This window comes from Arthrobacter sp. K41 (assembly GCF_059089645.1).
The window spans coordinates 30,990-46,258 of the sequence record NZ_JBNHEW010000001.1 but is presented as its reverse complement, the minus strand read 5'-3'; the positions used below and the strand labels follow the sequence as shown (position 1 = coordinate 46,258).

The 15,269-nt window shown below is 65.5% G+C and carries 13 protein-coding genes; 5 read left to right on the top strand and 8 right to left on the bottom strand.

What is annotated here, in order from left to right; all coding sequences use genetic code 11:
* Positions 1 to 60: 60 nt before the first annotated feature.
* Together AC5RTE_RS00220 and AC5RTE_RS00215 are read right to left on the bottom strand one after the other, a co-directional pair.
* The gene (locus AC5RTE_RS00220) at positions 61 to 1,452 is read right to left on the bottom strand and encodes a class II 3-deoxy-7-phosphoheptulonate synthase (RefSeq protein WP_494039415.1); all 1,392 of its coding nucleotides are present in this window, start codon (positions 1,450 to 1,452) and stop codon (positions 61 to 63) included.
* A gap of 120 nt (positions 1,453 to 1,572) precedes the next feature.
* Positions 1,573 to 2,421 (bottom strand): lysophospholipid acyltransferase family protein, encoded by an 849-nt coding sequence (locus AC5RTE_RS00215; protein ID WP_494040119.1) that lies wholly within the window; start codon positions 2,419 to 2,421, stop codon positions 1,573 to 1,575.
* Positions 2,422 to 2,532: 111 nt separating this feature from the next.
* Between AC5RTE_RS00215 and AC5RTE_RS00210 the strand changes: the two genes are divergently transcribed.
* From AC5RTE_RS00210 to AC5RTE_RS00200, 3 genes are read left to right on the top strand one after another with little or no spacing between them, the layout of a single operon-like run.
* A complete protein-coding gene (locus tag AC5RTE_RS00210) occupies positions 2,533 to 3,321 on the top strand; it encodes an alpha/beta hydrolase (protein WP_494039414.1) in 789 nt (262 codons plus the stop codon).
* Complete coding sequence (locus tag AC5RTE_RS00205) at positions 3,318 to 4,133, top strand: alpha/beta hydrolase (RefSeq protein ID WP_494039413.1); 816 nt, start codon at positions 3,318 to 3,320, stop codon at positions 4,131 to 4,133. The genes AC5RTE_RS00210 and AC5RTE_RS00205 overlap by 4 nt, the downstream gene beginning before the upstream one ends.
* Positions 4,120 to 4,677: a hypothetical protein gene (locus tag AC5RTE_RS00200; RefSeq protein ID WP_494039412.1), complete on the top strand. Its 558-nt coding sequence runs from the start codon at positions 4,120 to 4,122 to the stop codon at positions 4,675 to 4,677. The genes AC5RTE_RS00205 and AC5RTE_RS00200 overlap by 14 nt, the downstream gene beginning before the upstream one ends.
* An 18-nt stretch (positions 4,678 to 4,695) precedes the next feature.
* On the opposite strand, the gene AC5RTE_RS00195 is transcribed toward AC5RTE_RS00200, so the two are convergent.
* On the bottom strand, positions 4,696 to 5,787 hold the full coding sequence (locus AC5RTE_RS00195) for an ROK family glucokinase (RefSeq protein WP_494039411.1): 1,092 nt from the start codon (positions 5,785 to 5,787) through the stop codon (positions 4,696 to 4,698).
* Positions 5,788 to 5,963: 176 nt separating this feature from the next.
* Between AC5RTE_RS00195 and AC5RTE_RS00190 the strand changes: the two genes are divergently transcribed.
* Positions 5,964 to 7,772 (top strand): AMP-dependent synthetase/ligase, encoded by a 1,809-nt coding sequence (locus AC5RTE_RS00190; protein WP_494039410.1) that lies wholly within the window; start codon positions 5,964 to 5,966, stop codon positions 7,770 to 7,772.
* 223 nt (positions 7,773 to 7,995) lie between these two features.
* On the opposite strand, the gene AC5RTE_RS00185 is transcribed toward AC5RTE_RS00190, so the two are convergent.
* On the bottom strand, positions 7,996 to 11,394 hold the full coding sequence (locus AC5RTE_RS00185; RefSeq protein WP_494039409.1) for a pyruvate carboxylase: 3,399 nt from the start codon (positions 11,392 to 11,394) through the stop codon (positions 7,996 to 7,998).
* A gap of 301 nt (positions 11,395 to 11,695) precedes the next feature.
* On the opposite strand from AC5RTE_RS00185, the gene AC5RTE_RS00180 reads away from it, so the two are divergent.
* On the top strand, positions 11,696 to 12,514 hold the full coding sequence (locus AC5RTE_RS00180; RefSeq protein ID WP_494039408.1) for a ParA family protein: 819 nt from the start codon (positions 11,696 to 11,698) through the stop codon (positions 12,512 to 12,514).
* Between the two features lie 72 nt (positions 12,515 to 12,586).
* On the opposite strand, the gene AC5RTE_RS00175 is transcribed toward AC5RTE_RS00180, so the two are convergent.
* The 4 genes from AC5RTE_RS00175 to AC5RTE_RS00160 form a co-directional block, all read right to left on the bottom strand.
* Positions 12,587 to 13,177: a MerR family transcriptional regulator gene (locus tag AC5RTE_RS00175; RefSeq protein WP_494039407.1), complete on the bottom strand. Its 591-nt coding sequence runs from the start codon at positions 13,175 to 13,177 to the stop codon at positions 12,587 to 12,589.
* Between the two features lie 235 nt (positions 13,178 to 13,412).
* The gene (locus AC5RTE_RS00170; RefSeq protein ID WP_494039406.1) at positions 13,413 to 13,916 is read right to left on the bottom strand and encodes a bifunctional nuclease family protein; all 504 of its coding nucleotides are present in this window, start codon (positions 13,914 to 13,916) and stop codon (positions 13,413 to 13,415) included.
* On the bottom strand, positions 13,916 to 14,632 hold the full coding sequence (gene ftsR, locus AC5RTE_RS00165) for a transcriptional regulator FtsR (RefSeq protein WP_494039405.1): 717 nt from the start codon (positions 14,630 to 14,632) through the stop codon (positions 13,916 to 13,918). The genes AC5RTE_RS00170 and ftsR overlap by 1 nt, the downstream gene beginning before the upstream one ends.
* 23 nt (positions 14,633 to 14,655) lie before the next feature.
* Positions 14,656 to 15,132: an FHA domain-containing protein gene (locus tag AC5RTE_RS00160; protein ID WP_494039404.1), complete on the bottom strand. Its 477-nt coding sequence runs from the start codon at positions 15,130 to 15,132 to the stop codon at positions 14,656 to 14,658.
* Positions 15,133 to 15,269: the final 137 nt, after the last annotated feature.

The following is a 15,269-nucleotide window of genomic DNA, read 5'->3' as shown; positions in this document are numbered from 1 at the left end:
GCCGGTTCCCGATCGTGCCAGTCAGGACAAGCGCCTGCGCGCTTCAGGGATGGGCCCGGCTCAGCGCTTGGCCAGTGCCCCAGCCACCAGGAAGGCCATCTCCAGCGACTGCATGTGGTTCAGCCGCGGATCACATACTGACTCATAACGGTCCAGGAAGGCGTCCTGGTCGATGGGGTCCGCGCCGCCGAGGCACTCCGCGACGTCGTCGCCGGTCATTTCCACATGCAGGCCGCCAGGGACGGTCCCCAGGGCGTGGTGCACTTCGAAGAAGCCGCGTACTTCGTCAATGACGTCGTCGAAATTGCGGGTCTTGTACCCGTTGGGGGACGTAACCGTGTTCCCGTGCATGGGATCGGTGACCCAGAGCACCTGTGCGCCTGAGGCCGTGACCTTCTCGACGACGGCGGGCAGTTTCTCCCGGATGTTCCCGGCGCCCATGCGGGTGATGAAGGTCAGGCGGCCGGGCTCGCGCTCCGGGTCCAGCTTGTCGATCAGGCGGAGGGCGTCGTCGCCGGTGGTGGACGGGCCCAGCTTGACGCCGATGGGGTTCCGCACGCGGGACAGGAAGTCGACGTGTGCGTGGTCCAGTTCGCGGGTCCGTTCCCCGATCCAAAGGAAGTGCGCGGACGTGTCGTAGGGGAACCCGGTGCGGGAGTCGATGCGGGTGAGGGCACGCTCGTAGTCCAGGAGGAGAGCCTCGTGGCTGGCGAAGAACTCGACGCGCTTGAGCGCCTCGAAGTCCGCTCCGCAGGAATCCATGAACATGATGGCACGGTCGATGTCCCGCGCCAGGGACTCGTAGCGTGCGTGGGCCGGGTTCTCGGTGAAACCCTTGTTCCACTGGTGTACGGAGCGCAGGTCCGCGAATCCGCCCTGGGTGAAGGCGCGGATGAGGTTAAGCGTGGAGGCGGAGGTGTGGTAGGCGCGGAGCATGCGGGCGGCGTCGTGGCCGCGGGATTCCGGGGTGAAGTCGTAGCCGTTGACAATGTCGCCGCGGTAGGCGGGAAGTGTAACGCCGTCGCGGGTCTCATCGTTGGACGAACGGGGCTTGGCGAACTGGCCCGCCATGCGGCCCATCTTGATGACGGGCATTGCGGCGCCGTACGTCAGGACCACTGCCATCTGCAGGATGGTCTTGACCCTCGCGCTGATTTTGTCCGCTGTGGCGGCTTCGAACGTTTCGGCGCAGTCGCCGCCCTGGAGCAGGAATGCCTTGCCCTGGGCAGCAGCGGCCAGCCGCTCGCGGAGCACGTCCACCTCGCCGGCGAACACCAGCGGAGGAAGCACGGACAGTTCCTTGACGGAGGCATCGAAAACGTCCCGGTCCTGCCAGCTGGGCTGCTGGGAGATGGGAAGGTCCCGCCAGTCGTCGAGTCCGGGATAGTTGGCCGCGCCGCTCTGTGCGGTGCTGGACAGCGAAAAGGCAGGTTTTGCAGATAGCTCAGTCACCCTCTAAGACTAACGGTCCCGCAGGTGCTCCGAACACCGCCGCGTCACGCATCCCAGGCCCGGCGTCATAGACACCACCGGCCGCGGACGGGTGCCGGCCGCGGCCCCTGGCAGAAGGGCTCAGGCGCTGGCGGCAGCTCCGCCGTCGTCCTGCTGTTTCTCGCTGCCGGCGCCCGGCTGCCCGGCCTCGGCACTTGGACCGGCCGCGTCAGCATCGAAGCTGCCGCGGGCACTTTCGATGGGCGCCGGCGCGGCGGGGGGTGCTGCGGCAGCGACCGGGTCCAACGGCTTGCCGGCGAGCCGGAGCTTCACCACCGCCGCGTATTCATCCACGTATTCCTGTCCGGAGAGACGCATCAGCTCGAACATGATCTCGTCCGTAACCTGCCGCTGGATCAGCCGGTCCCCAGCCTGGTCGTGATACCTGCTGAAATCCAGCGGTTCACCAAAAATCATGCCGATCCGGCGGATGTTCGGCAGGCGTTTGCCGATGGGCTGGACCTTGTCCGTTCCAATCATTGCCACTGGAACCACCGGCACGCCCGCCTTGAGCGCAAGCCTGGCCACGCCCACCTTGCCCCGGTACAGCCGCGAATCAGGGCTGCGGGTGCCCTCCGGGTAGATACCGAGCAGCCCGCCATGCGAGAGGACGTCCATTCCGGCGCTCAGCGACGCCTCCGACGCCGCGCCGCCGGACCGGTCCATGGGGAGCTGGTTGGTGAGGCGGAAGAACATTGCCGTCAGCCTCCCCTTAACCCCCGTGCCGGTGAAGTACTCCGACTTGGCCAGGAACACCACGGGGCGGCGGACCATCAGCGGCATAAAGATCGAGTCGGAAAAGGAGAGGTGGTTGGACGCGATAATCGCCGGACCATCGGCCGGAATGTTATCCAGGCCCTTTACCCAGGGGCGGAAAAGCAGCTTCAGGACCGGACCCAGAAAGATCCTTTTCATCACCCAATAGAACACGTGCAAAACCTCTCCGAAAGGCAGCCGCCAAGCCCCGCGTCGGGCCTGACCGGCAGTTCAGTGCAACCATACTCTAGTGAGATTTGCCCGGAACAGTGACACGATGGAGTCATGAGCGAAAGCAGCATCCCGTCCCGTCCTGCCGCTTTCAGCTATCCGGGCCATGGGGAAAACGCCCGCGTCGGAGTGGCAATCTGCCACGGTTTCACCGGCAGCCCGCTGAGTGTTCTGCCTTGGGCGGAACACCTTGCCTCCCAGGGGTACGCAGTAACCGTTCCGCTTCTGCCCGGGCACGGGACGGACTGGCGCCAGCTTGCCCGGACACGCTGGAGCGAATGGTATGGCAGCTTTGAAACCGCCTACCTGGAGCTTGCGGAGCGGACTGAGACCTGCTTTGTGGCAGGGCTGTCCATGGGCGGAGCGATCGCGCTCCTGACTGCGTCCAGGCACCAGGTGGCGGGGGTCTCGGTAGTGAACCCGGGGCTGAGCTTCTATGACCGGCGGGTACGTGTCATTGGCGTGCTCAAATACTTCCAGAAGACCACCCTCCCCATCCAGGAGGAGCAAGCCACGGCGGTGGTCACCGAAGACGGCGACTATTCCCGCACTCCCCTCGCCGCCGTGCACGAGCTGAAAAAGCTCTTTGGAGCCGCCACACGGGGCCTGCCCCGGGTCACTGCCCCGGTGCAGGTGTTCAAGTCCAGCACCGACGCGGTAGTTCCGCCCACTTCGCTGGCAGTACTGCGGAAACGCCTCGGCACGCACCTGGTGGAGGTCGTCAGCCTTGCAAGCAGCGGCCATGTGGCTACGCTGGACGTGGACGCACCGGAGATCTTCGCCAAATCCAGTGCCTTCTTTTACGCCCACTCCAGCCAGAACACCTCAGTGGAGACCCCATGACCTCCAGTCCGGACCACAGCCCCTACAGCTGCGTATTTAACGGCGAGGGGCCCCGGATCGGCGTGGTCCTGTCCCACGGATTCACCGGAAGCCCCCATGGCCTGCGGACGTGGGCGCAGGCCTTCTCCGCTGCCGGTTTCGCTGTCCGCATGCCGCTGCTGCCGGGTCACGGAACCAGTTGGCAGGAGCTGGCCAGGACCACGTGGCAGCAGTGGCACGGCGCACTTGACGACGCCTACCTTGAACTCGACACGGACTGCGACTACGTTTTTTCCGCCGGCCTCAGCATGGGAGGGGCGCTGGCGCTGCGTATCGCAGCCACGCGGCCGGTGGCAGGAGTCGTGCTGGTGAACCCGGCACTGGTGATCGATGATCCCCGCGCGCCGCTCGCCGGAATCCTGAAACTGGTCATGAAGAGCACGCCGGCCATTGCCAACGACATCCTCAAGGAAGGCATGGACGAGGGCGCATACAACCGCACCCCGGTGGCCGCCGCCCATGAACTCAACAAAATGTTCAAGGACACCATCCGGATCCTGCCGAGGGTCACCGCACCTGTGCAGGTTTACCGTTCCACCATTGATCACGTGGTGTCCGACGCCAGCATCGTGGCACTTCGCCGCGGCCTCACCCACGCTCCCCTGGAGCTGGTCCGGCTGGAGAACAGCTACCACGTGGCTACCATGGACAACGACGCCGACCAGATCTTTGCGGGTTCGGTGGAGTTCATCCGCAGCGTTGTTCCCGCTGCCGGCCCTGCAGCCGCAGCTGGTGCACGCCCCAGCCAGGAGGCCCTCCGTGAACAGGCCTGACGCCGGCCCGCCGGACCAGGGGGCCAATCATGACGACGCCGTTTGGCGTGACCTCGTGGCCCGCCTTGAAGCTGACTCCCCCACCGGCCCTGCAGCCACCGAACCGGCCGGCACTCCGGAAGGGCAGGAGGGCACTCCCGCCGCAGCGGGCAGGTCCGCCACTTTCCGTGACTTTGACCCCTTGGGACTTGCCGGGGCAGCCCCCACCGAGCTGTCCGCCGCCGAGCGGCAGGACCCAGCCGGTGGCAGCGACGGCAACGGCGCTGCAGCTGCCGGCCCCCGCGATTATGACGTGGACGCGGACGACGGCGAGTTCATTCCCGAGGAACCGCCGAGCCTGGCCGGAACGGACCCGTTGACCATGCTGGCCTGGCTGGCTGCTGTGGGCGGGCCCATAGCCCTGCTGCTGTCAGTCATGTTCTGGCGGTCGGCGCCAGTGCTCGCCGTTCTAGGCATTGTGGCGGTGTTTGTGCTGGGTACGGTCTACCTGATCATGAAGCTTCCGCAGGAAAAAGACGAGAACGACGACGGCGCCCGCGTTTAGTGCCTGGCCGCTAATACCCTAAGCACGTAACCTGCTGCTCACGCGGGAGAGGTCCGCCGCCCCGATCAGCCCTGCATTCGGTCCCAGTGCCGCCAACTGAATGCCGGCGGCAGGGCGGAAGCCACGGCCGGTGAGGTTGCGGGAAAATGCTTTGCGGGCGGGTTCCACCAGCAGGTCCCCGGCGGAACAAAGGCCGCCGCCAATAACGAACAGGCCGGGATCCAGTGCGGCCGCCAGGTTGGCCAGGCCGAGACCCAGCCACCCACCTACTTCATCGATCAGTTCACGGGAAGCGGCATCACCTGCCAGGGCGAGCTCTGTGACGACTGCCCCGGTGATGATGTCGGGATTGCCACCCATGGCTGCCAGCAGGTCCTGGGCCACCGGGGAGTTCGCCCGCGCCAGGATGCGGGCTTCGCGCCCCAGCGCATTTCCGGATGCATACTGCTCCCAGCACCCCCGGTTGCCGCACTCGCAGCGGTGCCCGCCCGGCATGATGATCTGATGGCCGAACTCGCCGGCCACGCCGAACCTGCCCCGTTCCACCCGCCCGTCCATCACCATGGCGCCGCCGATTCCCGTGCCCAGGGTGATGCACACCAGCCGGTCCTCGCCCTGGCCGGCGCCAAAGCGCCACTCCGCCCAGGCAGCGGCATCGGCGTCGTTCGTGAGCAGGACGGGACGGCGCAGGAGGCGCTGCAGGTTTTCCCGCAGAGGTTCGTTCCGCCAGGCGAGGTGCGGGCTGAAGAGCACAGTGCCGCCGTCGAGGTCCATCCATCCCGCAGCGCCGATCCCCACGGACCAGATCCGGTGCCCCCGGCCAAGTTCCGCCACGAGTTCAACGATGACCTGTTCCACTGCCCGCGGGTCCGTGCCCGGCGTTGAGCGGCGCGCCTCGTTGAGAATCCTGCCCTCGGCATCCACGACGCCGGCAGCCACCTTGGTTCCGCCGATGTCGATGCCGATGGCCAGGCCTTTTCGCCCAAGGCGCAGGTGTTCCCGGAAGCCTTCACCGTGACGCAGCCTGGTCGGGCCGGTAGCCGGGCGCCGCCTCCAGGGAACTGGTCGTCGGAGCGGTCCGGCCTGTTCGCCGGGTGGCGGTACATACATAGTCAACAATTCTAGGCTTGCGGTTGCGGAGACAGAGGAGGCAGCCCCGCATGTCCCGCCGGCACCATTGACGCCCAAGTTACTGGTCAGTAGTTTTGTTTACTGCACGGCCCGTTACAGGCGTACTAGTCTTTAGGCATACCCTGCGCGGGTCTTCGGATATCAAAGGAGCTATAGTGCGCGAATTCAGTGTTCCGCCTCTTGTTGTTGTCCCACGGGAAACCAACATCACTGACCTGGTGTTGCGGCAGGCCGCAAAGCCCAGCAACCCTGCACTGTTTTCGCGGCTCGACTCCGCCGGCGCCTGGCAGGACATCTCAGCTACGGACTTCCTGGCCGACGTCTCGGCCCTGGCCAAGGGGCTGATGGCAAGCGGCGTGGCGCCGGGTGACCGGGTAGGAATCATGTCCCGCACCCGCTACGAGTGGGCCCTGGTGGATTTTGCCATCTGGTTTGCGGGAGCAGTATCCGTTCCAATCTATGAAACTTCATCCCCCTCCCAGGTGGCCTGGAACCTCGGGGATTCCGGTGCGGTGGCAGCCTTCGGCGAGGCGGCGCACCATGAGGACGTGATCCGCCAGGCCGTGACCGCCGAAGGGCTCACAACACTCCAGCACGTGTGGCAACTGGAAGGCCAGGGCCTGGATGCCCTGCGCGAAGCCGGCCGCGGGGTCAGCGACGCAGACCTTGAGGCACGGCGCGCTACCGCCAGCCTGGACGACGTCGCCACGATCATCTACACCTCCGGCACCACTGGCCGTCCCAAAGGCTGCGAGCTCACGCACGGAAACTTCGTTGAACTCTCGGACAACGCCCTTGCAATCATCGGCGAAATCGTCCATGAAAACGCGAAGACCATTATGTTCCTGCCGCTGGCCCATGTTTTCGCACGCTTTATCTCCGTCCTGGCGATGGCTGCCGGAACAACAGTGGCCCACACGCCCGACATCAAGAACCTGCTCGCGGACCTGCAAAGCTACGAGCCCACCTTCATCCTTGCCGTGCCGCGCGTCTTCGAAAAGGTCTACAACTCGGCATTGACCAAGGCAGAGGACGGCGGCAAGGGCGCCATATTCCATAGGGCCGCGGACACCGCCATCGCCTTCTCCAAAGCGCGCCAGAGCGGGCGGGTGGGCCTTGGCCTCAAGCTCCGCCACGCCCTTTTCGACAAACTGGTGTACAGCAAGCTGCGCGCGGCCATGGGCGGGCACGTTGCGCACGCCGTCTCCGGAGGCGGCCCCCTGGGTGAACGCCTGGGCCACTTCTTCCAGGGCATCGGCCTGCAGGTCCTCGAGGGCTACGGCCTGACCGAAACCACGGCCCCCATTTCCGTCAACACCCCGTCCCTGATCAAGATCGGATCCGTCGGCAAGCCACTGCCCGGAAATGCCGTCAGGATTGCCGAGGACGGGGAAATCCTCGCCAAGGGCGTCTGCGTGATGCGCGGCTACTACAAGCGGGAGGACCTGACCTCGGAGACCTTCGCCGACGGATGGTTCCGCACCGGGGACATCGGCCGCCTCGACGACGACGGCTTCGTGTGGATCACCGGCCGCAAGAAGGAAATCATCGTCACCGCCGGCGGCAAGAACGTCATCCCGGCACTGCTGGAGGACCAGATCCGCGCCGATGCCCTGGTGTCCCAGGTGCTGGTGGTCGGCGACAACAGGCCCTTCATCGGAGCCCTTGTCACCCTGGACCAGGAAGCCCTGCCCGGCTGGCTGCAGCGCCACAACCTTCCGGCCAACACCTCCCTCGAGGAGGCGGCCAACAACTCCGTCGTGAAGGCCGCCGTCCAGGACCTGATCACCGCAGCAAACGCCTCGGTGTCCCAGGCCGAGGCCATCAAGTCCTTCCGGATCGTTCCCGCCGACTTCACCGAAGCCTCCGGACACCTGACACCCTCAATGAAGGTCAAGCGCGCCCAGGTGATGAAGGACTTCGAAACGGTCATCGAAGAGATGTACGCGGCCCCACGCCAATAACTCCCACGTGCTGGGCCGGCAGGCCGCAATCCTCTGCGTGCTATTCCCCGCGCCCGGCTGAGGCCGCTTCGCGGCGAGCCTGGGCGCGGGGCCCCTTTTACGCACGCTGCCGGACCGTGGCCCGCCTGCATGCGGGCCCCCGGTCCAGCGGCGGCCGGCTTCGCTGGAAAGAGAAGAGAGGGTCCCCGCCCGGGGACCCTCTCCTTTTCAATCAGTTACCCGGTTACTGCTCAATCACCAGCAGCAGGTCTCCGCCCTGGACCTGCTCAACCGAGGAAATGGCGAGCCGCCCAACCTTGCCGGCTACCGGCGTCGTGATGGACGCTTCCATCTTCATGGCTTCGATGGTGGCTACGGTGTCGCCCACGTTCACGGCGTCGCCGGGCTTGACCGTCACCGTGACGGCACCGGCGAAGGGGGCCGCGACGTGGCCGGGCTGGGCGGGGTCGGCTTTCTCGGCGGCCTTGACGTTGCTGACCACCGAACGGTCCCGGACCACTACAGGCCGGGACTGGCCGTTTAGGGTGCACATCACTGTGCGCATGCCCTTTTCGTCAGGCTCGGATACAGCTTCGAGGGACGCGATCAGCCGCACACCCTTTTCCAGCTGGATCTCGTGCTCCTGGCCGCGCTGGAGCCCGTAGAGGTAATCGCGCGTGTCCAGAACCGAGATGTTGCCGTAGGTCTCCACACTCTTCAGGTAATCCTTGGTGGGCCCGTCGAAGAGCAGCCGGTTCAGCGTGTGCTGCCGGGTCTTCGAATCGGACTTCAGGGCGGCGCTGTCTTCGGCGCTGAGCTCCACGTCGCGGACCTTCACGCTCCGGCCCTGGAGGGCCTTGGTGCGGAACGGCTCAGGCCAGCCACCGGGAGGGTCACCCAGTTCACCGGAGAGGAATCCGATCACGGAATCCGGGATGTCGTAGTTCTGCGGGTTTTCGTTGAAGTCCGCAGGATCGGCGTTCAGGCCTACGAGGTGCAGGGCGAGGTCGCCCACCACCTTGGATGACGGCGTGACCTTGACCAGGTGGCCGAGGATGCGGTCAGCGGCGGTGTACATGTCCTCGATCGCTTCGAAGCGCTCCCCCAGCCCCAGGGCCATGGCCTGCTGGCGGAGGTTTGAAAGCTGCCCGCCGGGAATCTCGTGCTGGTACACACGCCCGGTGGGGCCCGGAAGGCCGGACTCGAACGGGGCGTAGACGCGGCGGACCGCTTCCCAGTACGGCTCCAGCGAGCTGACGGCGGCGAGGCTGAGGCCAGTGTCCCGCGGAGTGTGCGCCAGTGCTGCAACCAGGGCGGAGGCCGAGGGCTGGCTGGTGGTTCCGGCCAGCGATGCGGAGGCCACGTCCACTGCGTCCACACCGGCATCCACGGCGGCCAGCAGGGTGGCCAACTGGCCGCCTGCGGTGTCGTGCGTGTGCAGGTGCACCGGCAGGTCGAAACGCTCCCGCAGGGCCGAAACCAGTTTCGCCGCGGCCGCGGGTCGGAGCAGGCCCGCCATGTCCTTGATCGCCAGGATGTGGGCTCCCGCGTCCACGATCTTTTGCGCGAGCTCCAGGTAGTAGTCCAGCGTGTAGAGCTTCTCTTCAGGGTCCAGCATGTCTCCGGTGTAGCACAGCGCCACTTCGGCGACGGCGGTGCCTGTTGCCCGGACAGCGCGGATGGCCGGTGCCATCTGGCTGACATCATTCAGCGCATCGAAGATACGGAAGATGTCGATGCCCGTTGCCGCAGCCTCGTTGACGAACGCTTCTGTGACCTCTTCCGGGTAGGGCGTGTAGCCCACGGTGTTGCGTCCGCGCAGGAGCATCTGGATGCACACGTTCGGAAGCGCCTGGCGCAGCGCGGCGAGCCGGTCCCAAGGGTCTTCGCCGAGGAACCGGAGGGCGACGTCATAGGTGGCACCGCCCCAGGCCTCTACGGAAAGCAGCTCCGGCATAAGTGCGGTGACCGCGGGACCGGCGGCCACCAGGTCACGGGTACGGACGCGGGTGGCCAGGAGTGACTGGTGGGCATCCCGGAAGGTGGTGTCCGTGACGGCTACGGCGTTCTGTTCGCGCAGAGCCTTGGCGAAGCCCTCAGGGCCCAGCTCAAGAAGCTTCTGCCGTGAGCCGGCTGCCGGCTGCTTGTCCTTCACGGACGGCAGCTTGCTGGCAGGATTCGAGTGCACGGTCAGCTCGCCGTTCGGCTTGTTGACTGTTACTTCAGCCAGCCACGTGAGGAGTTTGGTTCCGCGGTCAGCCGAGACCCGTGCCTTAAGCAGCTGCGGGCGCTCGTCGATGAAGTTCGTAGCGACGTCGCCGGCGATGAAGTCGGCGTCGTCAAGCACCGCCTGCAGGAACGAGATGTTCGTGGAGACACCGCGGATGCGGAATTCGGCAAGGGCACGGCGGGCACGGGCGACGGCTGACGGGTAGTCCCTGCCGCGGCAGGTGAGCTTAACAAGCATGGAGTCGAAGTGGGGGCTGATCTCGGCACCGGAGTAGACAGTGCCGCCGTCGAGCCGTACACCGGCCCCACCGGCGGAACGGTAGCCGGTGATCTTTCCGACGTCGGGGCGGAAGCCGTTCGCCGGGTCCTCGGTGGTGATGCGGCTCTGCAGTGCCGCGCCCCGCAGCTTTACGGCGTCCTGGGAAAGCCCGAGGTCCGCAAGCGTTTCGCCGGCGGCAATGCGCATCTGTGCCTGCACGAGGTCGACGTCGGTGACTTCTTCGGTGACAGTGTGCTCCACCTGGATGCGCGGGTTCATCTCAATGAAGACGTGCTGGCCGGCGCGCTCACCCACGGTGTCAACGAGGAACTCCACGGTGCCGGCGTTGACGTAGTTCAAGGCCTTGGCAAACTTGACGGCGTCGCGGTATAGGGCCTGCCGGATGCCTTCGTCCAGGTTTGGGGCCGGGGCGATTTCAATGACTTTCTGGTGGCGGCGCTGAATGGAGCAGTCACGCTCGAAGAGGTGCATCACGTTGCCCTCGGCGTCAGCCAGGATCTGCACTTCGATGTGCCGCGGCCGCAGTACGGCCTGCTCGAGGAACATGGTGGGATCGCCGAAGGCCGCATCGGCCTCACGCATGGCGGACTGCAACGCCTCCGGCAGTGCCTCGCGGGTGTCCACCCGGCGCATGCCGCGTCCGCCGCCGCCGGCCACGGCTTTGGCGAAGATGGGGAAGCCGATTTCATCGGCAGCCGCAATGAGCTCGTCCAGGTCCTTGGAGGGGGCGCTGGACTTCAGCACGGGGACACCGGCGTCGCGGGCTGCCTTCAGTGCCGCCACCTTGTTACCCGCAAGTTCCAGAACCTCGGCCGGCGGGCCTACAAAGGTGATGCCTGCCTCCTTGGCCGCGCGCGCCAGGTCCGGATTTTCCGAAAGGAAACCATAGCCGGGGTAAATGGCGTCCGCGCCGGACTCCTTTGCCACCCGCACCACCTCAGCGACGTCAAGGTAAGCCCGGACAGGATGTCCCTCTTCGCCAATCAGGTAGGCCTCGTCCGCTTTCTGGCGGTGGATCGAGTTCCTGTCCTCATTGGGGAACACAGCAACGGTCTTAGCGCCCAGCTCGTAGCCGGCGCGGAAGGCCCTGATCGCGATTTCGCCGCGGTTGGCCACCAGAACTTTGGAAAACATACTTCTCCTGCATCATTGCGGGTGGATCGGTGAGTGGTCACAGTGTCTAGGACCCGCAAGGACAAACACAAATCTTTGTGGCCACCATCACAGATTTCCCCGTCATGTCCCGTGCCCTTCTGTCGGGCCGGGCAGAAACCGCCCTGGCAGCATAGTCGGTGCCATGCCAACGCCTGATAAAGCAGGATTCGCCGACGCATCCACATATGATGTGTAGGGCGGCAGGACCGTCCGGCTTCGGCACTGCCGGAGCAAACATTACTCCCAACACGGCATCCGGCGTTAGGTTTTGGTCTCTCAAGTGCAAGTAGTCAGCATCAGCAGCCTCAAGGGTGGAGTCGGCAAGACTTCAGTCACCACCGGATTGGCATCTGCAGCCCTTGCCGCGGGCGTCCGTACGCTGGTGGTGGATCTTGATCCCCACGCAGACGCGACCACCGCCCTGGGCGTGCAGCCCGGTGACCAGCTGGACATCGGCAGGATGCTCAAGAGCCCCCGCCGCGCCAAGCTCACTGAGAACGTTGTTGGCAGCAGCTGGACGGCTAAGGCCGGTTCCAACGGTTCCGGTCCGGCGGTCCTGGACGTCGCCGTCGGCTCTGCCTACACGGGCATCTACGACCGCCCCGATCTCAGCCGCCGCGATCTGCGCCGGCTTTCCACGGTGCTGGGCTCCGCGGAGAACTACGGGCTGGTCCTGATCGACTGCCCGCCATCCCTCAACGGCCTGACCCGGATGGCATGGTCAGCCAGCGACAAGGTGGCCCTTGTTGCCGAGCCCGGACTGTTTTCCGTTGCCGGGACCGAGCGCACCATGAGGGCCATCCAGCTTTTCCGGCAGGAATTCGCGCCCAACCTGTCCCCCGCCGGCATCATCGCCAACCGGGTGCGCTCGGGATCCTCCGAGCACAGCTACCGGCTGGCCGAAATGGAGTCTATGTTCGGCGAGCTCCTCCTCAGCCCCCGGATACCGGAGCAGGCGAACTGGCAGCAGATCCAGGGTGCTGCCCATCCGGTGCACCACTGGCCCGGTGAGTCCGCCAAGGCCGCCGCAGCCCTGTTCGATGACCTGCTGGCCAACGTGATGGCGGTCGGAAGCGGCTTGCGCAGCCGGGTACGCTAAGAAACGCAGCAGAGGCCGCCCTCCCCTCGGGAGAGCGGCCTCTGCAGTACACAAAAGGGTGCGGGGCAGGCCTCAGCTGATCTTGCGGGCAGCCCGTCGCTTGCTCAGTTCGTCGTCGGGAAAGGACTGCTCAGCGTGCTCGCTCGGTAGCGATGCGAGGCTGCCTTCCACCTCCCGCCAGACTCGTCCGACGGCGATGCCGAAAACACCCTGGCCGCCCTGCACAAGGTCAATGACTTCGTCCGCAGACGTACATTCGTAGACGCTGGCGCCGTCGCTCATCAGCGTGATCTGTGCCAGGTCCTCCACGCCGCGTTCACGCAGGTGCTCCACGGCCGTGCGGATCTGCTGCAGGGATACCCCCGTATCCAGCAGGCGCTTGACGACCTTGAGGACCAGGATGTCGCGGAAGCCGTACAGCCTCTGGGATCCCGAGCCGGCGGCGCCGCGGACCGCGGGTTCCACCAGTCCCGTGCGCGCCCAGTAGTCCAGCTGGCGGTAGGTGATACCGGCTGCCTTACAGGCGGTGGGGCCCCGGTATCCTGCGTCCTCGTCCAGGACAGGGAGGTCTTCGGTGAACAGGAGGCCCTGGGCACCGCTTGCGGGCACAGCAACACCGGCCGTGGGCTGTTTAAGCCCGCCTGCTTCGCCTTTGGGACTCACCTGGATCCTCCTTGTCATAAGCTCCGCGGGAAGAACTGCAGCAGTCTCAACAGGTATGAAATTCATGCCTGTAATTCCGCGGGGCGCACCTTCCAGTGTGACTTGCGCGGCTGCCGTAAGCAATGGGAACTCGATACTTAGACGTTAGGCCCGCGGGGACCCGAGGTCAAAGACGTTGGGCCTTTGAAAGAGGCGTGTCGAAACTCTAAGGCTGAACTTTAAACTTAACGTGACCTTAACCGTCGAAGTCCTCCGGTTCCACGTCGTCCAGGAACTCACGGAAGCGGCGCATCTCACGCTCTTCATCCACGGTGGGGCCGGGCTCTGCGTCCTCACCCTCATCGTGTTCGGTAATCCGGACGCCGGCTTCGTCCATCACTGAATCGGCACACCATATCCGGCATTTTGCACGGAGGGCGACGGCGAGGGCGTCGGAGGCGCGGGAACTGACGGTGGTGCCGTTCTCGAACTGGAGCTGGCCGTAGAAAATGTTGTCCTCCACGGCCACGATGTTCACACTGACCACGGAGTGGCCGAGCGACTCGACCACGTCCACCAGGAGGTCGTGTGTCATTGGCCTCGGCGGAACCACACCCTGTTGGGCGAGTGCGATGGCGCTGGCCTCAGGGGTGCCGATCCAGATGGGCACGTGGCGTTCCCCGTGCATCTCCCGCAGGAGGACCAGCGGCTGGTTGGAAGGCAGTTCGATCCGAACGCCTACGATCTCAACTTCAATCATCAGATGTCCATGCGTGAGATGTGGTCCTGCACCAGAGCACGGTGCAGGGTGAGGCAGAGGTCGCTGATTTCGCGGGCTGCCTCCGCTGCCCGCGCCTGTGAGGAAGCGTCCTTGCGTGAAGCAAGGGGCGCAACGGCGCGCTCCACCAGGCCGAACTCCCTTTCGGCAGCAGCCTGGAAGGGCCGGAGGTGCCGCGGCTCAAGCCCGTGGCTTTCCAGCTGCACGCAGGCCTTGGCGACTTGGAGGGCGTGTTCGTCGAACTGCCCGTTGGAGTGGCTGATCAGGCCGAAGCTCAGGAGGGCCTGGAGCAGCGGAACGCTGGCGCCGGACTCCGTGCGGAGCTGCTCTTCGGTGAGCTTCCGCCCCCGGTTCTGCAGTTCTGCCGCCAGTTCATCCGAAACGATGCGCGGGGACACCACGACGCCGGGCGGCAGGTTTTCCGGGCGCTCTCCCCTGTCGATGGCATCAAGGTAGTCCTTGATGACCTTCAGGGGCAGGTACTGGTCCCGCTGCAGAGCCAGGACAAAGCGCAGGCGTTCCACGTCGCCGTCGGAATACTGGCGGTAGCCCGCCGGGGTGCGGCGGGGATTGATCAGGCCTTTTTCCTCCAGGAACCGGATTTTTGACGCTGTCATGCCAGGGAAGTCCCCGCTGAGCTGAGCGAGGACTTCGCCGATGTTCAGGACCTGGGGTCCGCGGCGTTCCGGTTGTGCCATTGCCACAGGCAGCGGTCCCCGGATCAGGCGCGGCCTGCAGCGCTGGCAGGGCTCAGGTAGAAGGTGAGGCGGAACTTGCCGATCTGGACTTCACTGCCGGACTTGAGTTCAACGCTGTCCACGCGGTCGTGGTTTACGTAGGTTCCGTTCAGGCTGTTCTTGTCCACTACTTCAAAGCTGCGGGCGGTGCGGCGGAATTCGACGTGCCTGCGGGACACCGTGACGTCATCCAGGAAGATATCAGCGTCGGGGTGCCGGCCGGCGGTGGTGACGTCCGAGTCCAGCAGGAAGCGGGCGCCGGCGTTGGGTCCGCTGTGCGCAACGAGGAGGGCGGACCCGGCGGGCAGTGCCTCAACAGAGCTGCGCTCGTCGGATGAGAGTTTGGGGGTGATGGTGGGTTCATCGCGCACCGGGGTGAGATGGATTGAGGTGGTCTCCGACGCCCTGGCCGCACCATTGCCGTATTCCCCATCGGCAGGGTTGTTTGTGTGGCCAGCCATGGATTCCTCCTCTTCCGCTGCAGCTCTCACGCCTGCAAGTGTCGTTTGCCGTCCGGGCCTGCCTTGCAGGTCCGGCACCGGCTCCCGATCCGGCCGCTGACGTGCGAAGACGTGCCGTCTGCTCAGCTGGCCGAACC